Annotated in this window: 19 protein-coding genes; 9 read left to right on the top strand and 10 right to left on the bottom strand. The window is 58.5% G+C overall.

Annotation, left to right across the window (positions count from 1 at the left end):
• Positions 1–16: 16 nt before the first annotated feature.
• Complete coding sequence (locus tag FMN52_RS09215; RefSeq protein WP_148608366.1) at positions 17–1210, bottom strand: cation:proton antiporter; 1194 nt, start codon at positions 1208–1210, stop codon at positions 17–19.
• Positions 1211–1213: 3 nt separating this feature from the next.
• Positions 1214–1684 (bottom strand): Cys-tRNA(Pro) deacylase, encoded by a 471-nt coding sequence (ybaK, locus tag FMN52_RS09210; protein ID WP_148608365.1) that lies wholly within the window; start codon positions 1682–1684, stop codon positions 1214–1216.
• A gap of 231 nt (positions 1685–1915) precedes the next feature.
• On the opposite strand from ybaK, the gene FMN52_RS09205 reads away from it, so the two are divergent.
• The gene (locus tag FMN52_RS09205) at positions 1916–3094 is read left to right on the top strand and encodes a sensor domain-containing diguanylate cyclase (RefSeq protein ID WP_240339442.1); all 1179 of its coding nucleotides are present in this window, start codon (positions 1916–1918) and stop codon (positions 3092–3094) included.
• Positions 3095–3209: 115 nt separating this feature from the next.
• A complete protein-coding gene (locus FMN52_RS09200) occupies positions 3210–4496 on the top strand; it encodes a serine hydrolase domain-containing protein (protein ID WP_148608363.1) in 1287 nt (428 codons plus the stop codon).
• Positions 4497–4506: 10 nt separating this feature from the next.
• Here the strand turns inward: FMN52_RS09200 and FMN52_RS09195 are convergent, their stop codons facing one another.
• Positions 4507–4851, bottom strand: a complete 345-nt coding sequence (locus tag FMN52_RS09195) for a hypothetical protein (protein ID WP_008176786.1) — start codon at positions 4849–4851, stop codon at positions 4507–4509.
• Between the two features lie 196 nt (positions 4852–5047).
• On the opposite strand from FMN52_RS09195, the gene FMN52_RS09190 reads away from it, so the two are divergent.
• Positions 5048–5299: a hypothetical protein gene (locus FMN52_RS09190; protein WP_148608362.1), complete on the top strand. Its 252-nt coding sequence runs from the start codon at positions 5048–5050 to the stop codon at positions 5297–5299.
• Here FMN52_RS09190 and FMN52_RS09185 read toward each other — a convergent pair.
• The gene (locus FMN52_RS09185; protein WP_148608361.1) at positions 5296–6366 is read right to left on the bottom strand and encodes a hypothetical protein; all 1071 of its coding nucleotides are present in this window, start codon (positions 6364–6366) and stop codon (positions 5296–5298) included. The two genes, FMN52_RS09190 and FMN52_RS09185, sit on opposite strands and share 4 nt — an antisense overlap.
• Before the next feature lie 127 nt (positions 6367–6493).
• Between FMN52_RS09185 and FMN52_RS09180 the strand changes: the two genes are divergently transcribed.
• The 3 genes from FMN52_RS09180 to FMN52_RS09170 are packed head-to-tail and all read left to right on the top strand — an operon-like array spanning position 6494 to position 11045.
• Positions 6494–10027, top strand: coding sequence for a response regulator (locus tag FMN52_RS09180; protein ID WP_148608360.1), 3534 nt, complete (start codon positions 6494–6496; stop codon positions 10025–10027).
• 32 nt (positions 10028–10059) lie between these two features.
• A complete protein-coding gene (locus FMN52_RS09175) occupies positions 10060–10617 on the top strand; it encodes a hypothetical protein (RefSeq protein WP_148608359.1) in 558 nt (185 codons plus the stop codon).
• 14 nt (positions 10618–10631) lie between these two features.
• Complete coding sequence (locus tag FMN52_RS09170; protein WP_148608358.1) at positions 10632–11045, top strand: response regulator; 414 nt, start codon at positions 10632–10634, stop codon at positions 11043–11045.
• A gap of 26 nt (positions 11046–11071) precedes the next feature.
• Here the strand turns inward: FMN52_RS09170 and FMN52_RS09165 are convergent, their stop codons facing one another.
• On the bottom strand, positions 11072–11344 hold the full coding sequence (locus tag FMN52_RS09165) for a hypothetical protein (RefSeq protein WP_148608357.1): 273 nt from the start codon (positions 11342–11344) through the stop codon (positions 11072–11074).
• A 530-nt stretch (positions 11345–11874) separates the two neighbouring features.
• Between FMN52_RS09165 and FMN52_RS09160 the strand changes: the two genes are divergently transcribed.
• Positions 11875–12129 carry a hypothetical protein gene (locus FMN52_RS09160; protein WP_240339441.1) on the top strand — a complete coding sequence of 85 codons (255 nt, stop codon included), beginning with the start codon at positions 11875–11877 and terminating at the stop codon, positions 12127–12129.
• A gap of 15 nt (positions 12130–12144) precedes the next feature.
• Here the strand turns inward: FMN52_RS09160 and FMN52_RS09155 are convergent, their stop codons facing one another.
• Positions 12145–12678, bottom strand: coding sequence for a hypothetical protein (locus FMN52_RS09155; RefSeq protein WP_148608355.1), 534 nt, complete (start codon positions 12676–12678; stop codon positions 12145–12147).
• 185 nt (positions 12679–12863) lie between these two features.
• On the opposite strand from FMN52_RS09155, the gene queC reads away from it, so the two are divergent.
• Both queC and queE read left to right on the top strand, forming a co-directional pair.
• Entirely contained in the window at positions 12864–13529 is a 666-nt protein-coding gene (gene queC / locus FMN52_RS09150; protein WP_148608354.1) for a 7-cyano-7-deazaguanine synthase QueC, read from the top strand.
• Complete coding sequence (gene queE, locus FMN52_RS09145; RefSeq protein WP_148608353.1) at positions 13529–14185, top strand: 7-carboxy-7-deazaguanine synthase; 657 nt, start codon at positions 13529–13531, stop codon at positions 14183–14185. The genes queC and queE overlap by 1 nt, the downstream gene beginning before the upstream one ends.
• Here the strand turns inward: queE and FMN52_RS09140 are convergent, their stop codons facing one another.
• The 4 genes from FMN52_RS09140 to FMN52_RS09125 all read right to left on the bottom strand — a co-directional run bounded on the left by FMN52_RS09140 (position 14186) and on the right by FMN52_RS09125 (position 19098).
• Complete coding sequence (locus FMN52_RS09140; protein ID WP_148608352.1) at positions 14186–15253, bottom strand: AraC family transcriptional regulator; 1068 nt, start codon at positions 15251–15253, stop codon at positions 14186–14188.
• Between the two features lie 156 nt (positions 15254–15409).
• Positions 15410–16297: an alpha/beta fold hydrolase gene (locus tag FMN52_RS09135; RefSeq protein ID WP_148608351.1), complete on the bottom strand. Its 888-nt coding sequence runs from the start codon at positions 16295–16297 to the stop codon at positions 15410–15412.
• 128 nt (positions 16298–16425) lie between these two features.
• The gene (locus FMN52_RS09130) at positions 16426–18186 is read right to left on the bottom strand and encodes an ExeM/NucH family extracellular endonuclease (protein ID WP_148608350.1); all 1761 of its coding nucleotides are present in this window, start codon (positions 18184–18186) and stop codon (positions 16426–16428) included.
• A 9-nt stretch (positions 18187–18195) separates the two neighbouring features.
• Positions 18196–19098 carry a WYL domain-containing protein gene (locus FMN52_RS09125; RefSeq protein ID WP_205424938.1) on the bottom strand — a complete coding sequence of 301 codons (903 nt, stop codon included), beginning with the start codon at positions 19096–19098 and terminating at the stop codon, positions 18196–18198.
• Between the last annotated feature and the right edge of the window lie 231 nt (positions 19099–19329).

Genomic DNA, 19329 nt, shown 5'->3' with positions numbered 1-19329 from the left:
TGGCCATACCAGGCACTCAGTCTTCGTCTGGCTCGTTCTGATAGCCCTTGCCGGTTTCACCTGCCCGCCTGAGCTGGATCAGGGTGAGCGGCGGCCCGACCAGTTCAAAGATCACCGTTGCACCGATCACGAGGGGAAGAATATAGGTCAGCTCCGGCAATCGTTCGGTTGCCAGCAGTGCCAGGCCAAGGGCAACGCCGGCCTGGGGCATCAGGCAGGCGCCAATCCGTTTGCGGGTATGAGGCGCGGAACCAGCCAGATAGCCACCGAACCGTCCGCCGGCCAACCGGCCTGCAATCCGGGCGGCAACATAGGCGAGGCCAAGGGCGCCGAGAGTTGGCAGCATGGCCCATTCAAGCTGGTAGCCGGCCATGAAAAAGAACAGGGCCAGGAACGGTTCGGAAATGCCTTCAATCGAACGGAATGGCCGCACGTGATGCCTTGCCCGGTTCGCCACTACGATACCCAGCGTCATGCAGGTAAGGAGGTAGGAGAGACCAAGAAACGAAGCGATGCCGGCAGCCACGAAGACGAAGCCGGCAGACTCCAGCAGCATTGGCTCTCCGGGCCGCAGGCGGCCGGTGAGCCAGGCCATGGGCAGACCCAGAGCAATGCCGAGCAGAACCGCTCCGCCAAGATCCAGAAAGCCGATCCCAAGGGTCGAAAGCCCGTCACCGCCATCGCCCAGAAGTAATTGTGCGCCGACCAGGCAGATACTGAACAGGATGGCGCCCCAGGCATCGTCAATCGCGACGACCTGGAACACGAGCCGAGTTAGCGGGCCGTTGGCGCCAGCTTCTTTCAACGTATCCAGTGTGGCTGCCGGGGCGGTTGCAGTTGAGATAGACCCCAGGAGCAGCGCGGCGGGAAGATTCCGGGTAATCAGCCAGACTGCGGCGGCAACAAAGGCCGCCGTTACCAGGGTGACCGCGAGGCTCACAATCACGGCCTCCCGGCCTTCCGCCAGGTTCTTTACCGCCATGCGTTCGCCAAGCAGGAAGCCGACCATGGCCAGGGTTAACTGGGTAATAAATCCGAAGTGGGCGTCGGCCCCCGTTGGCAGAAGGTCCAGAAGTTCTGGCCCGGCAAGCGCGCCAAGCAACAATAACAGGGTGACCCTGGGAACGTGTATGCGTTGGCCGATACCGTGTGCGGCCAGGGCCAGAAGCATGGTGCCGCCAATCAGCAACAGGTCTGTAGCGTGATTCAAAAGTTACTCCTGGTGGAGTGGGAAAAAACCGCCGTCTACCAGTGCTGCCAGGTCCCGGGGCGCGAGTTCAATCTCCAGGCCGCGTCGCCCGGCACTCACGAAAATGGTATCGAAGCCCAGGGCTGAGTCGTCGATAAAGGTTTTCAGCTTCTTCTTCTGCCCCAGGGGGCTGACACCACCCAGAACATAGCCGGTTGTTCTTTCAACTGCCTGTTTGTCAGCCATGGCGGCTTTTTTACCCTGGGCTGCTCGGGCAATCAGTTTCATGTTGAGCATGGTGGTTACCGGGACGATGCCGACAACCAGCTCCTTGCTGTCGATGGCTACAACCAGAGTCTTGAACACCCGTGCCGGATCCACGCCCGTTTTCTCCGCGGCCTCGGTGCCATAGCTCTCGCTGGCTGGATCGTGGTCGTACTCATGGATTGTATGGGGTACAGCGGCTTTGAGCGCAGCGTTTATGCCAGGCGTCATGCTCGGCTCCGAAAATAGGTCAGAGACCGGGAATTAAAACAGCTAAACAGCACTGCAACAACTGTCCGGGTTGGAGGACGGGTAAGATTTTCGGCGGATTTAACCGTGCATGACATTTGGCTCTCGACTTAAAGCCCCGTTATGACTATTTTTCGTACATTATAAATATCCAATCATGACGGCTGTGTGTTGATGGAGCCTTCGTGGCCAAAATCTCAGGGAACCAACAGATTGAACGATAACCGGACACCCCTGCGGCGAGCTGGCTGGGTGGCGCTGGCCTATCTGCTTGCGGGTTTTGCCTGGATCGCGTTTTCCGACAGCCTGGCTGAGGCGTGGTTTCCTGACCCGAAAACCTTATCCGTTATCCAGACCTGGAAAGGTTCTTTCTTTGTTCTGATAACCGGTGTCATCCTGTTTTCCGTGATGCTCCGCCAACTTACCAAGGATCGGGTTCTGCTGAAGCTCCAGCACCGCCAACGGGAAGCACTCCGCGAACGGGAGCGCCAGCTCCAGATCCTGATGGACAACCTTCCGGGTATGGCCTACCGCTGCCTGTACGATCGTGACTGGACCATGAAATTTGTCTCCCAGGGTTGTGCCAAACTAACCGGATTTGAGCCGAATGAGTTGGTAGACAATTGTGTCACCAGTTATGCGGCCCTGGTCAGCGATGCCGACAACCAGCAACTGTTCGAACAGGTCAGAGTGGCGCTGGAAAAGGAAGAGTCATTCTCTCTGGAATACGAAGTCACCCGCAAGGACGGCAGCCGGATCTGGGTCTGGGAGCGTGGCCGGGGGGTTCGCGGGGAAGACGGATCTCTCCACCTTGAGGGCATCATTCTGGATATTTCCGGCCGTAAAGCCCTGGAAAGCGAACTCGAACAGATGGCGACCCGGGATCCTCTGACCGGGCTTCTGAACCGACGAGAGATGTCCCGGGTGCTGGAGGAGGAGCTTCAGAGAGCGCGGCGTTACCAGCGTCCCATGGCGGTGCTCTGGATCGATTTCGACCATTTCAAGGAAGTGAATGACACTTATGGTCATGCGGCCGGTGATTCGGTCCTTCGCTCCATGAGCCGTCTTCTGCTGGCCAGCGTCCGCAGTGTTGATTCGGTTGGCCGTTTTGGGGGTGAGGAGTTCGTCATCGCGTTGCCGGAAATGGACCTGGACAAGGCCTATGAGACGGGCGAGCGTTTGCGTTTGAAGGTCGAGGAAACACCGCAGCCGCTGGGGGATGGCCGGACAGTCCCGCTGACCATCAGTATCGGCATATCCGTGTATCCGGATCATGGTCAGGGTGCTGCCGTCCTCTGTGCCGCAGCTGACCGGGCGATGTATCTGGCCAAGAAGCGGGGCCGCAACTGCGTGACCATGGCGCACCTGCATGACCAGGTCCATAATGAATAGTAAGATCAAGAGTGGAAGCGTTGACGTTGAACCGATTGCGGCCCGGCCAATGTGGTTTGGGCAGCAAGAGTCGAAGCTACAATAAAAATAGATGTTCTGATAAAGGTTTTACGCGATGAACCGACTTGCCCGCCGTGCCCTCCACTCCAGCGAGATTCCCAAGGATCTTGAAGCCGTGACTTTCCGGGATGATGCTGGTGAAAACCCGGCTGCTGCGGGCGTCAGCCAAGAGACGGTTGATGCCCTATGGCGCAGCGTTCAGAGCCTTTACCGGACCGGCGTGCATCCGGGTATCCAGATCTCCATTCGCCACCAGGGCGAGCAGGTGTTGCACCGGGCCATTGGTCATGCCAGTGGCAATGGCCCTCACGACCCGCGAGATGCGGTTAAAGTCCCGATGACCACCGATACTCCGATCTGCTACTTCTCTGCCTCCAAGGCCGTTACCGCATTGCTTATGCACATGCTGGCAGAACAGGGGCTGGTGAACCTGATGGATCCTGTGTCCTACTACTGTCCGGAGTTCGGGGTTAACGGCAAGCGCACAATCACCGTTCATCAGATTCTCTCTCACCGGGGTGGCATTCCGGCGATTTCGCGGGAAACGCCAATTGATGTGCTGTGGGACAACGACGAAGTCTGGCGCCTGCTATGCGCAGCCCGACCGGTGGAGGTTGATGGTGCCAAGGTAGCCTATCATGCCATCACCGGTGGCTTTGTTCTCCAGCGGGTACTGGAGCGCGTGACCGGCGATACCATCGAGAACTATCTGGACAAGCACCTGCGTCGGCCCATGGGTATGAAGTGGTTTACCTATGGTATTGCGCCGGAGCACCTGAATGATCTTGCCTGTAACTACGCCACCGGCCCAACGCCCCGTTTCCCGGTTTCCTGGGTGGTCAACCGGGCTCTGGGCGGTGATATCCGGACGGTTGAGCAGGTCACCAATGATCCCCGGTTCCAGGAAGCGGTGATCCCGGCGGGAAATCTGTGCGGGACTGCGGAAGAGATGGGTCGTTTTTTCCAGATGATGCTGAATGGAGGGCTCTGGAACGGCCGGCGAATCTGCAGTGAAATCACCATTCGCCGGGCCATTCAGCAGTTCGGTTCCCTGCAGATAGATCGCACCATGATGATACCCATGCGCTTTAGCGCCGGCATGATGCTCGGCGGCAATCCGATGGGGCTCTGGGGCCAGAACAGCCGGTTTGCCTTTGGTCACGTTGGTCTGATCAATAAGCTGTGTTGGGCAGACGCTGCCCGTGATATTTCGGTAAGTCTGCTGAACACCGGTATCCCGATTGTCGGCCATCACCTGCCGGCCCTGGCGAAGTTCGTGTATACCGTGGGTAACCGCTTCCCGCTGATACCCGAGCATCGACGTCCCATGATCGCCGCCTGAGGCGACGCTCTTACAAGGTCCTCAGCTGGGCTTCAAGGATGCCCAGCACGGATGACAGGATGTCGCGGAAATCCGTTAGTGTCTGGGTCCGCTGGATCACGTCCTCCCGGTTTTCATCGAGACGCTCCAGTTTCGGCACAACCCGCCGGATGCCTTCGGTAATGACCTCGTAGGGGTAGTGATGGTCCTGGATGCTGAGCTTGTTTATCTCGGCGACTTCCTGGCTGAAGATGCTGATGATGTCGTACAGCATGTCCTTGTGGTGAATGCTGCTGGCTTCCCAGTAGGCGTCGTCCAGCAGTTCCAGCAGCGACAGATATTCACGGAGGGTATCCGCCACGGATGTCTGGGTCATGGGAGCTCCTGTCGGTGGGTAATGTCGTATCTACAGGGAACTATAGCAGGGCTTCTGTCGTCTGAATGGATAGAGGCCTGGCGAGGCTGCAAAGAAAAATGAAACTCTATTCATTTTAATTGCACTTTGTCGGACAGTTGTGCAGACTCAAGTGATGGGAGAAGGATCTATCACGACTCAATGGACGAGAAGCCGAATGAACAAGCCCACGCCCCCCAGCCACCAGTCAGCCTCGCGCGAGGTAAAGCTGGACCATCACGACAGCGTTCGCAATCACGTGCACCAGCAGGTGCGATCGGAAGTTGAACGGCTTGAACGCCGGATCGAAACCCTGCGTCTTGTCAAAGCACCCCACGCGGCCATCATGATCTCCACCTACGAGCGAATGATCGACCGCAAGAAAGGCTTCCTGCAAAACTGGGATCTGAGGGACGGCGACGGAAACTAGCGCTCGGAAATAGCCACTGTTGCCCAACTGGTAATAGCGTCCGCGTCTTCCTGATAGGTGCAGTTGGCAGGATTGGCAATGGTGTCCTGCTCGTCCGCTGAGTCAGGATCGTCAATGCGGGCCGGCTCTCCGTCCGATGCAAAAATCCTGACCAGTTCCATGTTGTAGTCCAGCTCGATCCTGAGGCAGTCCGGATGATTGTTTTCCCGAGTGTAGCCGGGATAGCGATCGAGTTTGATCACTTCGGATTCGTCATTCTTGATAAACAGGGTGTCAGTGTTTTCGTTAATGAAATCCTGGCGCAGTTCAATACTGCCGTAGCTTCGGCTGAGATAGTCGGCTGTGGCGAACTCGGTGGGGCTATAGCCCAGCGTGACGAAGCTGCTGGCATCAAAGCGGCTGCCTGCCAGCACGCTGACCAGCTCCGGCTGGGCAGCCTGTTCCTCTTCCTCAACACTGCGGCTGACGTACTGGATCGTGCGATACACCTTGTTGTCCAGATCCGAGCCTTCCGGGCCATCCGGCAGGTAACGCCAGTCCAGGGTGGGGTAGATCCAGAGCTGGTCGTTCAGCGGCAGATCGGCAATCACCGCCGATTGGTCTGTGAACCGGATCTGCGCGCCGTTACCCCGGGTGTTGTAGGTGCCCGCGACGCCATCGGCAATCCTTTGGCTAATGTACCGTTTGCCTTCCTGGAAATTGGTCACTTCGCCGGAGGCGAGCACCTGGTTCATCAGGTCCAGAGGGTTGCGCACACTGTCATAACTCGTGCCGGACTCTGCTGCTGTGGCACGGATAAATATCTCGATGTGGCTGCGTATTTCGCTCGTGGTATCAAGGTCGTCGGAATCTTCCCCCGAGGGCTGGATGCCCCGGTAAAAGTCCCAGAACCGGGTATTGCTCAGGTTGTCCGGGGCCACCTCGGTGTTTTCCAGGTCAAAGCTCGAGAACGTCAGATCAACATTGGTAGCGGGATTGAACGCTGTAGGGCCGGTGTCCTCAAGTCCGCAGCCACTCAGGACAAGAGTGATCATGGAAACAGCGGCGAAAATGCAGGAATGTCTCATTTCAGATGGCCCCGGGATGCGAAAAACGGTGTAAACGGCTAAAGTGAGTCACCGGGACGGTATAGCCCCGGTGCGGCTACTGACAGTAAAACAAAAAACCGGTATCTACCCTCGCGGAGATCACATTTTGCGGCAACGGCTTGAATTGGCGCTCCCAGTGGTGACGTCTTTGATGGTGGCCCTGCTGTTCCTGGCCTCGGCCATGATGCCGGCGTTGGCCAGTGCAGCCGGGGCCTGCCGTGATGGCGAGATTGTCCTGAATGGCGGTGTCGAGAGTATCCGTGATCTGGGTGGCTGTATCTGGTACCTCGAGGATCCGGGGCAGGCACTGACCCTGGACCAGGTTCGCCAACTGGAATCAGGAGCCTTTACCCGCCACGAAAGCGGCGTGTTGAACTTCGGCTACACCGAGTCCGCATACTGGGTGCGCCTGGATCTGCGTTCCGCCCGCAACCTGGATCAGAACGGATGGATCCTGGAGCTTGCCCTGCCACTGGTGGATGAAGTCGCCCTGTTTATGGTCCGCGACGGCACTTTGGTTGAGCAACGGCAGGCCGGTTATGAAGATAACTGGGTTGAACGGGACCTCGCGGTCCCCAATCCCACTTTCCGCCTGTCCCTGGCGCCGGATACACTCAGCCATGTCTATCTGCGGGTGGTCAATACCAACACCTTCCGTTTACCGATCAGCCTGTGGCACCCGGACAGCTATATTGAAAAAGTCTCGGTGGATGAATTGGTGCGGGGCATCCTTCTTGGTGCGGTGCTCGCCATTCTCGCCTATAACCTGTTCGTCGCAGTCTCGGTGCGTGAGCGGAGCAACATCTATTACGTGCTCTACCTGGTGTTCGCGACCATCTTTATCTTTACCGAACAGGTTCATGGTATCCAGTTGCTCGATAGCCGGCCTGCCCTTTTCGACAAGCAGTTTCTGCACTTCCAGATCATTCTGACCTGGTTCTGGGGACTGCTGATGGCCCGGTCGTTGCTGGAGACACGGGAGCGGTCTGCCGACCTTGATCAGGTCATCCGCCTCTGCCTCTATTCGGTGGTCGCAACGTTTGTGCTGTCGCTGTTCCTGCCCTATCACGTGGCCATGGAATGGATTGTGGTTGGCTCCATACTGCTGAGCCTGATTCTGATCGTCGTCAGTTACCTGTCCTGGCGTTATTACAACCCCGCGGCCCGCTCCTACTTTTTCGCCTGGACCCTGGCGCTGGTGGGTTTTGGCATTTACGCCCTGACGGTGATGGGCATACTGCCTCTGAACACCTTTACCGCGTACTCGCCCCAGTTTGGCCTGACCGCCCAGATTATCCTGTTCTCGTTTGCGCTGGCCGACAGGATCAAGCAGGTTCAGGGCGAGGCATTGGGCTGGAGTCAGCGGGCGTTGTCGAATCTTCAGCGCTACCAATCGCTGTTCGACAATGCCATTGAGGGGGTCTTTCAGATGTCCCCGGACCGGCGTTTCGTCACCGCCAATCCGGCCATGGCGCGTTTGCTGGGTTACAACAGCAGCCGCGAACTGCTCAAACGCAACCCGGACGTGCTGGAAACCTGCATCGCCGATAACCGCCTGAGGCGCCTGGTGATCGAACAACTGGAGGCTCGGGGAACGGTAAAAGGCATTGAGGCCCGGTACCTGACCCGCGATGGCGACGAGCGCTGGGCGACCATCTCACTGCATACGGTTTATGACACCGAGGGCGAGCCGACCCATCTGGAAGGAACCTGCATTGATGCTACCGAAAGTCACAACCGGCTGAGAATCGAGAGGGAGCGCGAGCAGGAGCGGCTCGAGAAGGAACTGGCCCGTAACTCGGCGGAGGCGAAAAGCCAGTTCCTGGCCAATATGAGCCATGAGATCCGAACACCGCTGGCGGCGATCATCGGTTACGGTGAAACCCTGCTCGATCCGGACCTCAGCGAACCAGAGAAAAGAAGCAGCGCCGAGACCGTGGTACGCAGCGGGCGCCACCTGCTGGACCTGGTCAATGACATCCTCGATCATTCGAAGATCGACGCCAACAAACTGGATGTGGATATTGTCTCGGTCAATCTGCCGGAACTTCTCGATGAAATTCGCGCTTTCTTTGCCCCCCGGGCCCGGGAAAAGGGGCTGGATTTCAGCATCATCTGCGAGTATCCATTGCCGGAGCAGGTCCGTACCGATCCCACCAGGCTTCGTCAGATCATCATCAACCTGTGCGGCAACGCCCTCAAGTTCACTGATAGAGGCTCCATTTCCCTGGTGGTCCGCTGCAATCGCGATGAGGAATTGTTGGTGGCCCGGGTTGTGGATACCGGTATTGGCATGAAGCCGGAACAGTTGGGAAGGCTCTTTGATCCGTTTGCCCAGGGCAGCGCCGCCATTTCCAGACAGTATGGCGGGACCGGCCTCGGGCTCAGTATCTCGCGGCGCCTGGCAGAAATGCTCGGTGGCAGTATCCGGGTTAACAGCACCTATGGTGAGGGTAGCGAATTTGAGCTGTCGATCCGGACCGGGCCCCTGGATCAGGTCCATTTCCTGCGTGATGCGTCGGAGCTTAGCCAGCGCCGCAGGGCCATACCGATGGTGGTGGCACCGAGACTGTCCGGGCGTATTCTGTGTGCCGAAGACAACGATGTGAACCGGCGTCTCGTCTCCCTGCTGGTGTCGCGAACCGGCGCGGAACTGGTCCATGTGAACAATGGGGCTGAGGCCCTGGAGCTGGCCATTCGCGAATCCTTTGATCTGATACTGATGGACATCCAGATGCCGGTGATGAATGGCCGTGATGCGACAGCGGCACTGCGGGAAGCCGGGGTGAATACGCCGGTGATCGCCCTGACTGCGAATGTGATGTCCGAAGACATTGCCGATTATCGGCTGGCAGGCTGCAGTGAGCATCTGGCAAAACCTATCGACAAGCAAAGGTTCTATGAAACCCTGGCCCGGTATCTGTCGGTCAGTTCTGAGATTGCCCCCACCCCTTCGCAGCGCTATCAGGGCAAGGTCCTGGTTGCCGAAGACAATACCGAAAACCGCCAGTTGGTGGAGCGCATGCTGCGCCGTGAAGGGCTGGGCGTGGTGGCGGTTACCAGTGGTGAAGAGGCGGTCCGGACAGCGCTGTCAGATACTGTTCATCTGGTACTTATGGATCGACATATGCCCGGCATGGATGGCGTCGCTGCTACCAGGTTGCTGCGCCAGGCCGGGTTCCGCCGGCCGGTGATTGCCTTTACGGCTGGCGATCAGCAGGAAATCGATGCCCTGCTCGAAGCCGGTTGTGACGGGGTGCTGAACAAGCCGATTGACCAGTCTCACCTGACGTCGCTGCTGGACCGACTGCTTGGCACCGGTTCGGTTTCGGGCTCGGACTCCGATGATGATGCCGACATTGCCCATCTGGTCTCACAGTTTCTTGACGGCCTGGCCGCGCGGCAGGCGCGTATGGAGGCCGCGTTGTCAGACGCTGATCGTGAGGCCATAAAAACCGAAGCTCATCAGATCAAGGGTACGGCCGGAGCTATGGGCTATCCGTTGATGACCCGGCAGGCGGGTATACTGGAAGATCTGCTGAAAGTCAGCGAACCAGACTGGGACAGGGTTCGCAGCGAACTCAAGGGGCTCGGTGAAATGATAGACCGTGCCCTCGTTGCTGCGGAAACGCCGAACTGACGTGTGTGAGAACAACCAACAGGAAGAACCCGATGAGTGAGCTGCCGGAACGCCGAGAACACCATTCCCTGAGCATGATGTACGGAACCTACGCGGACATCCTTTTTGTGCTGTTTCCGTTTCTGGTCATTGGTATGCAACGGCTGTGGGAAGGCCGGCTCTATGAAACCCTGCTAAGACCGGATTTAAGTATTGCAGCCGCTATTCTCGCCGGCCTTGCCATCGGAAAGTTTGTACTTGGTCTGGTGACCAACCGGGATCTCGGGCGTTACAAGGAACGGATCGTTTTCTTTATTGCTCTGACCTTGTTTGTGGTGTTGGGCCCGGCAATCATTCTGATCTTGAGTATACTGGGAAGTGCGGATGTGCCCAGTTTTGTGAGCTTTGTTCAGCCGATCCTGCTGATTATTGCCATTTCCCTGTACACGACGGCGGTGAGCATCAGCAATATCCTCACTCGTTTCGGAATGGAAGAGCCGACAACGGCAAATGGGGAGACCCCACCACGGTCTGACTACAGCGAAATCGGCGAGCCCCGACCGGCGCCGCTGGATCTGCCCCGGCGTACAGGCAGCGACCCAACAGCTTGACAGGAGCGACCCCCATGACGGATCTGAAAGTGCTGGTAGTGGAAGATGAGCCGGTGATGCGAGAGAGGCTGGTGGACATGCTCTACAACGCTGGCGCAACCAAGGTGATCGAGTGTATTGACGCGGCCTCCGCCAGGGCGTCTTTCAAGGCTGAGGAATTTCACATTATTCTGCTGGACCTGGGGCTGCCGGATGGCGATGGCCACGAGCTGATGCTGGAATTCAAGGATTCTCGGGCGGAGCAGCATATTGTGCTGGTGACGGCGGATGACTCCATCGAGAGTATTCAGCGGGCGATCAGTGCAGGTGCTAACGGTTACGTGGTCAAGCCCTATTCCCAGGAAAAGATTCACGATGTGGTAAACAATTACGCCATGGTTCACGGTGGTGATATGGCGATGATGCAGGGTCTGAACCGGCGCCACTGACCGGTTCAGACCCTGCGGCAGGCGGGTCAGGCGACCTGCCGTGCAATCCAGGAATTGTAACGGGTAGCCAATGCTCGGACATACCTCGCCTCGGCATCGTTCAAGTTGCCCAGAACGCCTTTGAAGATCCAGCCCCGCTCATACACGCCCAGCACCCGCTGTTCGTCATCCATGTTGACGCGCTGATTCAGTTTTTTACAGATCGCATCCAGCAGCGGCAGCTTTTCCGGGCGCTTGATCGGGCCCTGACGATTGTTCATGGGCTGGTTTGCTGCGCGAGTTGTCGGATGTCTTTTCATGATGTTCTCCTTGTCGTTTTGCGGCTGCAAAAACAAAACCCCGGTGCCTGAAGCAACCGGGGTTTCGCGGAGAAGCTGACCCGGTCGCTACAAAGGCTCCCGGGACTGACCGAAAGCCGTTAGATGTCTTTCACCATCGCGCGCACAGACTGCACTGCATGGCAACCTGCTGCTGTGTAAGCAATGAACTGTGGAATCATTCTGGTCATACCGGCTCTTGGGTTTCGGTTCGACTACCAGTGTATAGGCTAATGGGCCGTTTGCAATAGGTCTGCATCTTCGGCAAACCCCTACAGACGGGCACATGGGCGCTCGGCATAATTCGCAACGTCACGTGTTTTACGTTGTGCAATCCTGACTGCCTGCCGCGCCAGGCGGTCAATGGATCTCTCCTTTCTACGCAGCCTTTATGGCTGCGTTTTTTTTGGGTAGTGGAATCTTCGTAGCCACTACTTCGTACAGATTTTCTACTTCGTTCTGGCGATAATTCGCACACTACCTTTTCATTCAACGCCAGAGAAATTCAGAGGTTGAAATCTAGCAAAATGTCCGATGAAGCCGGATCTGCCAGTAGAAAGTTCCGTTCCCATGCACTGATTGAACTCGCCCTGATCGTTGCACTGGGTCTCTACCTGTTGGCCGCGCAGGAGCAGGTCGTGGGTGAAAACCTGGTGTTTACCGTGACTGGTGCCGCGCTTATGGCGCTGGTGACCTACTGGACCCTCAATACCCTTCGGGACGGCCTGGAAGTCATCGCATTACGTGTCCGCCCCTTCAGACATTGATTGCCTGATACCGGATCAGGCTTGACGGCTCTGACCTGTTAACGGCACCAGGGCGTCATGGTCCTGGGCAATCCGTTCCCAGGTTTTGTGGAGGATCAGGGCGTCGTTTGCCGCCCGGTGCACTGGCAGACCAAGTTCCGTAATCACCTGTTGTCTAAGCGCCGACCATTGACGTACCTGTGGGGTGTCCAACAGTGCTGAAATGGACTCCAGCTGAAAAGTCGGGGTGATGCGGGCCGCCTTGAACAAACGGTGCAGCCAGAAGCTGTCGAATGTCCAGGCATCGCAGAACACCTGCTCTGGTAACAGCTCATTGAGGGCACTGGCTACTTCGCTCACTGCAATGCCATCCGCTTCCAGGGTCTCACGGGAAATGCCGTGGATCTGTTCAGCGCTTTCCGACCAGTCCTGCCAGAGGACATGGGGGCAAATCAGCCAGCTATGGAGAGTGCCATTCGGCATGCAAATTCCTACCTCGATGGGGTAGCTCGCGATCAGATCAAGGCTGGATGCCTCAAAGTCGATGAATGCCGGCTGGATAGTGGTCATGGAGTCAGTGTAGCTGATGAGTTGTTTTTCGCTGAGTTTACCCGCCCCGCACCCGAGACGCGAACCCAACCTGTGCCTGCACTGTTACAATATGTCCATTCATTGTAAAAGCCCGATGACAGCACCAGGCCTCGGGCGCGACAGTAAACCAGCACAGAGCCAAGAGCACCATACGGGGAGCCCGAATGACAGACACCGTAGTTGTAATTTATTCCGGAGGCATGGACTCCTACACCCTGCTGCACCTGGCCAAAGAGCGTGGTTATCAGGTGCATGCGCTGTCCTTTAACTACGGTCAGCGCCACGTAAGAGAGCTGGCATGCGCGCGTTCGGTGTGCGAGGCCCACGGGATTCCCCACAAGGTGATCGATATCCGCGCCATGAGTGAAGTGATGGCCGGCTCATCGCTGACCTCGGACCTGGATGTGCCGGAAGGCCACTATGAAGAAGACAGCATGAAAGCCACCGTGGTCCCGAACCGCAACATGATCCTTTTGTCGCTGGCAACCGGGTACGCCGTGACGGTGGGCGCCGGTGCCGTATGGTATGGGGCTCACGGTGGCGACCATGCCATCTACCCGGACTGTCGCCCGGAGTTTGTGGAAAAAATGGACGCGGTCTGCCGCGTGGCGAACTACGAACCGGTCGGCATTGAGGCGCCCTTCATGGCCATGGACAAGGGACAGATCCTGGCCGAAGGGCTCCGCCTGGGATTGGATTATTCGCACACCTGGACCTGCTACAACGGCAGGGAGCAGGCCTGTGGCCGTTGCGGTTCGTGCGTGGAGCGTCTGGAGGCGTTTGCCGCCAATGGTGTGAACGATCCTCTGGAATATGAGGCTGCAAGCTGATGTATCGGGTCAAGGAAGCCTTCTACACCCTGCAGGGCGAAGGCGCCCAGGCGGGCCGCGCTGCTGTGTTTTGCCGCTTCAGCAAATGCAACCTCTGGACCGGCCGTGAGAAAGACCGGGCTACTGCGGTCTGCAATTTCTGCGATACCGATTTCGTGGGCACGGACGGCCAGAATGGTGGCCGTTTTGACACGCCGGAAGCCCTGGCTCGTCACATACGGAATCTCTGGCCGGACGCGCCAGGCAAGCCCTACGTGGTCTGCACCGGTGGGGAGCCCTTGTTGCAGCTGGATAAAGCCCTGATCGAGTCGTTCCACCGGGAAGGGTTCGAAGTGGGGGTCGAAACCAACGGTACCCTGCCGGCCCCCGAAGGCATCGACTGGCTCTGCGTCAGTCCCAAGGCCGATGCCCCGGTGGTCATCGAGGCCTGTGACGAGCTTAAATTGGTGTATCCGCAGCCCCTGGCGATGCCGGAGCGATTCCTGGGTATTCGCGCGAGCCATTACTTCCTGTCACCCATGGCTTCCCCTTCGATACCCGATGCCGCCGTGGATGAGATCAAGCAAAGCAATACCCGCCGTGCTACCGATTACTGTCTTGAGCATCCCCAATGGCGTCTTACCCTGCAGATGCACAAGATCATCGGTATCGACTGATCACCCGGTGGCCAGTGCCTGCCCGGCGGGCGTCACGGCGGATCTGGATGGTGCGCTGCGGTAGTGGCTGGGGCTGGTGCCTGTCCAGCGCTTGAAGGCCCGGGTGAAGTTCGCGGCGTCGGCATAGCCAAGGGTGTCGGCAATCTGGCTCAGGTTCATGCTGGTACTGTGGAGCAGATCCTGCGCCCGTTCCAGACGGACCTGGTCCACCAACTGCTGGAAGCTGGCTTCTTCTTCCTGAAGTCGCCGTTTGAGTGTCCGTTCGGAGACAAACAGGGTGCCAGCAACCCGGGCCAGTTTCGGGGGGAAGGGGTGGCTGGTTTCAATCACCCGTCTTACCCGACAGGCGAATCCGGCGTCTTCGGTCAGCTGCCGCAGTGCTTCCTCGCACTGGGCTCTTGACGAGGCGGCCAGTTGATCGTCGGTGAAGCGGACCGGAAGGCTCAGCCGGCTAGCGGGAATCACCAGGGCATTCTCTGTGGCGCCGAATTCCACCGGTACCGGGATCTGCGAGCGGAAGCGGTGAAAATAGGCCGGTTCCGGTCCCCGGCGAACAATCCGCAAACCGTCGATCACCGAGCCCGTCAGTTGCGCCCCCATGGAAACGCATCCGAACAGCATGGCGTCCATGATAAAACCGTGCAGGGGCCCAAGATCGATGTCACAGCTCACGACGTACCAGGCCAGATTGCCGGTTTCCCGCTTACAGACCTGAAGATGGGGCACCCGCAGTGTCAGGTATCGGGTCATCAGTTCCATGGCGTCGCCCAGAGTGCGACTGCTCATGACGGCCGTACCCAGGGCTCCGTGCAGTGGTAGCTTGAGCTCCCGGGCGAGCATGATTCCGAGGCCCGGTTCGCCGCTTTCGATAATGGCCCGGGTGACGAATTCGCTGGCCTGGGTCTGGCTGACCCGCAGATCGGTGGATTGCAGGCGGCCCGGGTCGAGCCCGACCCGAAGCAAGAGGTCCTGTTCATCAACACCGATGGTATTCAGCAGTTCGGCCAGAAGATGCAGGTAGATGGCCGGCATGCCCAGGTCCTGTGCCGTTGAAACGGAGGCGCGCATGGGGTTTCCTCGTCTGATTCTGTTCTTGTTATGTCGCAGAACGCGTCGTTTCGACGATTATGGCGCTTCGAGGGTCGTTCCCCCATGACTTCGGTGACGAAATAAATGGCCTGAAAGGCCAATCATCGGCCGGTTTGAAGGAGGCTCCCGGGTAGTTTACTGGCCATGACGCCGGACGAAGTTCTTCAGAGCTGCGGCGGACCGCCCGGGTGTTTCCAGCATTGGAAGATGCCCGACACCCCGGAACATGTGGATTTCTGCCTGTGGCGTGGCCGAACTGAACCAGTCAACGCAGCGAGTCGGGGTAATCACGTCGCGGTCACCCCACTGAACCTGCAGTGGCGGTGTCTCGGGGCCCAGATAGCGAGCCGGTGCCAGTGCGTCAGCCACCATGTCACTGAATATGTGCCGAAGGGCGTCGGTGCGGCCCAGGAGGTCCGGCCCGAGAAGGCCGGCCATGGCAAGCCCGGAGACCGTGGGCTTGCCGGTGCCGACGCTGTTGAACATGCGGTAGACGCCTTTCCAGTCCTGCGGAATCAGGATACCGTCCCGGTCAGACTTCAGGGGGGCGTGAATGTTGACCTCCTTATGTTCCGGGATACCGGCGCTGTTGAGCAATGTCACCGAACGGGGCGCCGGATCCAGTGTGTGGGCGAGGACTGCGGCAATCGCGCCGCCCATGGAGCTGCCGGCCAGATGTAGGTTGTCCGTGTCAAAGCCCGCGAGCCACTGAGCCAGTCGGTTGGCCTGGGTTTCATAGCGGTAGCAGGCCTCCGGCCGATAATCACTCTCCCCGAACCCCGGCAGATCCGGAGCCAGAAGATGCCAGTGCCTTGGCAGTCGTTGCAGCCACAGCCCCCAGTTTTCTTTCATGGCGGCAAAGCCGTGAATCAGCACGATGGTTGGGTTTCCGGCTCCGGGGGCTCCCCGCTCCAGGAAAACCATTTTGTGGCCATCCACGAGTGCTTCGCGGCGGCGGGCGTGAAGAAGCAAACGTTGTCCTGTGCGGGCAGCGGGCCAGAAATTGGGTGCAGGGATTCTCATGGTTGTCAGCGATCACCGGTTTTGGGTCTGACTTCCAGTCTACCGGGAACAGCCTCCCGAGCCTTGGCCACAATGCCCGCTGGCTACGGCGGATGGGCAATCGGTGGTCTGCCTTTAGTGGTCGGATCTCAGAGTTTCAGGTCTACAATCACAGGGTTATGGTCGCTGGATCGCCAGGGTCCCTGCCTTTTAGCGGCGCGCTTGCTCTGGTAGCCGAGCACCCTGGGCTCGTCGGCATTCACCAGCCAGCTTCGGGCGCCCACAACTCGTGGTTTCAATGTCGTTGAGGCCAGGGCGTAGTCCAGCGACCCTTTCTCGCCACCGTATCGATAGGTGTAATGGTGACAGGTGTTTTCAGTGCAGGGATGGAAGTGGTGCACCATGCTGGCGAAGCCTGCTGACTTCAGCACCGCAATGGGTTGTTCGCGGGCATAACTGTTCAGGTCACCGATAATCAGAGTGCCTGCGGAATTGCGGCCCCCGGCGTTGATGCTGGACCAGCCGGCCAGCGCTTGTGCTTCGTCGGTTCGTCGGGCTGCGTAGCAGCCCTGGCCATCGGCCTGATCCTGATCATCGCCCCGGGCGCCCCGACAGGATTTTGATTTCAGATGGGGAACAACAACCCTGACAGTTACGTCACCATCAATACGACGGAAATCCTGGGCTAGCGGAGGTCGGCCCCCGGATCTGAACGGACCGCTGGCAAGACGTTCCGGCTGACCAATCGCACTAATACGGTCGCTGCGGTAGAGCATACCGGTCCGGATCTCGTCATCGCCATCCTGGCCTGGCGTGCTGACAAACCGCCACTGACTGCCCAGGGCCTCGGCCAGGCTGGCAATGGCGCTGTGCGGACCGTAGCCGTCGTTCTCCAGTTCCGTGAGCGCGAGGATGTCCGGATCCGGGGCCAGAAGCGTCTGCACCAATCGTTGCTGCTGGCGCTGAAACGCCGCCGGTGTTGCGGCACCACGGGCTGTTGGAAACTGGCCGCCCTGGCCATCACCGTTGAAAAAATTACCGAGATTCAGAGCCACAATCCGTACCGGATCATCGGGTAGGGACCCGGACGCAGGTTCCCTCGGGTTGGTGGTTAGAAAAACGGGTGTCTGAGTGGGTTGGATTCGCCAGGCATCGAAGCGAAAGTCCAGCACCCCGACAAGCTCGTCAATCCGGTCTCCGGCCCGTACGGTCGTCGAAGACAATCCCTCGGGCGGCCAGGGTATGGGCCTGGGGTTTCTGATGGACCGGTTGTCGTCCAGCAGCACGCGGTTCTGCCGGTTTCGGATGGATGCTCTGTACGCATCGTCGCCAGGAGGAAGGTGCTCGGTGGGTTGGACCTGGTCTGCGGCCGCCAGCGCCAGTTCGCCGTAGCGGCCGAGGTTGTAGTTGTCTACCACGGTCAGGGGCTGACGGAAGTTAACCCTCATATTCTCCAGATGCTCGGGATCCTGGGTCCAGGGCAAAGCCAGTGGAGAGGGTGCCGGTAGCGCTTCCCGGCCGCAAATCCGGATATCTCGTACCGCTACCAGTTCAGTCAGTCCGTGGTATTCCTTCACCTTGCCGGTAACCCGCAGCCGCATGCCGGGTTTTCCGATATCGCGGTCGGTATAAACAAACAGAGCCTCGGAAGTGGCGGGATTATTGTCGGTCTCGTGGTCAGCCTGCTGCAGATAAAAGCCGCCAAACCCACCCTCTGACCGGGAATCCTGGGTCAGAATGCCTTCAACTGTGACAGTTTTGCCTGCCAGAAGTGAGGCCGGATCGGTCCCCTGTACTTCGGAAATCGGTGTTGCGGGTTTACCACAGGCTGATTCTGCCGTTGCCACCAGGGGCAGGAACGGCAGAATCAGCACACAGAGAAAGGAATACCGCCAGGTTTCAGAATTCACACCGGCAGTTTAACTGAGACCGGCAACGGCTTTCAGGGCCTGTTCGCGTTTGCTGCCGAATCCCAACTGATCCGGATTGGCCAGCTCAAGCTGTTGTACCAGCGGATCCGGATGCAGGTTGTCAAAGGTAATTCCGAGCCGTGACAGCACGTAGGGTGCAAGAGCGGCACGGGTGGCAACCTCCAGGCGGCCATGGTCCATACCATAGTCCCGGGCGATGATCTGTTGCTGGGCTTCGGTCAAACGCTGGTCCGGGGTGACCACCAGGGTAACTTCCCGGTTCCAGTGCTCGTCCTGTTCCCGGCTGTGCTTGGCCCGCTGGCGGAGAGCATCGGGCGAGGTCCGGAAACGGCTGAGGGCAAAATCCCGGAATTCCCGGTTGGAGTCACACCAGGCCCGCAGGTGCCAGCTGTTGCCGGCACAAACCAGGGTGTGCGGTTCAAGAATGCTCTCCACTGCTTCCGGTCGACTCAGGGATGCGTAGCTGGCGCGCAACTGCCTGCCCTGCCGTGTTGCAGTCACCACAGCGCGCATGGTTTCCGGTGCAATCACACGGTTCGGACCCTGGACCACCGTGCTGTCTGGCAGGTCTATATTCAGAGATTCAAAGGTACTGCTCAGGTTCTGCTGGCGGGCAAGCAGGTCCAGATACTCGTTTACCACACCACGAGTAACCACCGGACGAAATTTATCGGCCGGTACGTAGCCTTTCAGGTGGCGATCGTAAACAAGATTGCCCGGCGCCAGCTCTCGCAGATAGGTATTGATATCCTTGGACGCCTGCTGACGCCCTATGCCGAAACTGTGGCAGATGTGGTTGGTGGTCAGGCGACCTTCCCACAGGGCAATAGTCTCGATCAGTCGATAGCGAAGCAACAGATCCCAGCGGATGGGCCAGTCCGTTTTTTTCATAACCAGGCGCTCACGGTCCAATGAATAGCTCGTTTTCATGTTACCTGCTCCAGCACGTAGGGTCTGTTACGGCACATTAATGTAAAACGCTGTTAAACCGCTCTACAGCGGCTTCTGCGGGGTTTTGTGATGCGCATCACGAATTTCGGGAAGTGCCTACTGGATTCGTCGCCAGCTACTGATTAAATACGTGCCCGGCAAATTCCGGCTTTTGTTGCTATCTTGCTTAAC

Source organism: Marinobacter sp. BW6, assembly GCF_008107725.1.
Lineage (GTDB): Bacteria > Pseudomonadota > Gammaproteobacteria > Pseudomonadales > Oleiphilaceae > Marinobacter.
The sequence above is the reverse complement of the archived record's forward strand: the minus strand, read 5'-3'. Positions and strand labels throughout refer to the sequence as shown.

Bases quoted from the DNA above. Each gene is read 5' to 3' on its own strand.
- FMN52_RS09155 (WP_148608355.1), bottom strand. From the start codon at position 12,678: ATGACCACTATCCAGCCGGCATTCATCGACTTTGAGGCATCCAGCCTT.
- FMN52_RS09190 (WP_148608362.1), top strand. From the start codon at position 5,048: ATGAACAAGCCCACGCCCCCCAGCCACCAGTCAGCCTCGCGCGAGGTA.
- FMN52_RS09175 (WP_148608359.1), top strand. From the start codon at position 10,060: ATGAGTGAGCTGCCGGAACGCCGAGAACACCATTCCCTGAGCATGATG.
- FMN52_RS09165 (WP_148608357.1), bottom strand. From the start codon at position 11,344: ATGAAAAGACATCCGACAACTCGCGCAGCAAACCAGCCCATGAACAAT.
- queC (WP_148608354.1), top strand. From the start codon at position 12,864: ATGACAGACACCGTAGTTGTAATTTATTCCGGAGGCATGGACTCCTAC.
- FMN52_RS09170 (WP_148608358.1), top strand. From the start codon at position 10,632: ATGACGGATCTGAAAGTGCTGGTAGTGGAAGATGAGCCGGTGATGCGA.
- queE (WP_148608353.1), top strand. From the start codon at position 13,529: ATGTATCGGGTCAAGGAAGCCTTCTACACCCTGCAGGGCGAAGGCGCC.
- FMN52_RS09185 (WP_148608361.1), bottom strand. From the start codon at position 6,366: ATGAGACATTCCTGCATTTTCGCCGCTGTTTCCATGATCACTCTTGTC.
- ybaK (WP_148608365.1), bottom strand. From the start codon at position 1,684: ATGACGCCTGGCATAAACGCTGCGCTCAAAGCCGCTGTACCCCATACA.
- FMN52_RS09140 (WP_148608352.1), bottom strand. From the start codon at position 15,253: ATGCGCGCCTCCGTTTCAACGGCACAGGACCTGGGCATGCCGGCCATC.
- FMN52_RS09200 (WP_148608363.1), top strand. From the start codon at position 3,210: ATGAACCGACTTGCCCGCCGTGCCCTCCACTCCAGCGAGATTCCCAAG.
- FMN52_RS09125 (WP_205424938.1), bottom strand. From the start codon at position 19,098: ATGAAAAAAACGGACTGGCCCATCCGCTGGGATCTGTTGCTTCGCTAT.
- FMN52_RS09195 (WP_008176786.1), bottom strand. From the start codon at position 4,851: ATGACCCAGACATCCGTGGCGGATACCCTCCGTGAATATCTGTCGCTG.
- FMN52_RS09135 (WP_148608351.1), bottom strand. From the start codon at position 16,297: ATGAGAATCCCTGCACCCAATTTCTGGCCCGCTGCCCGCACAGGACAA.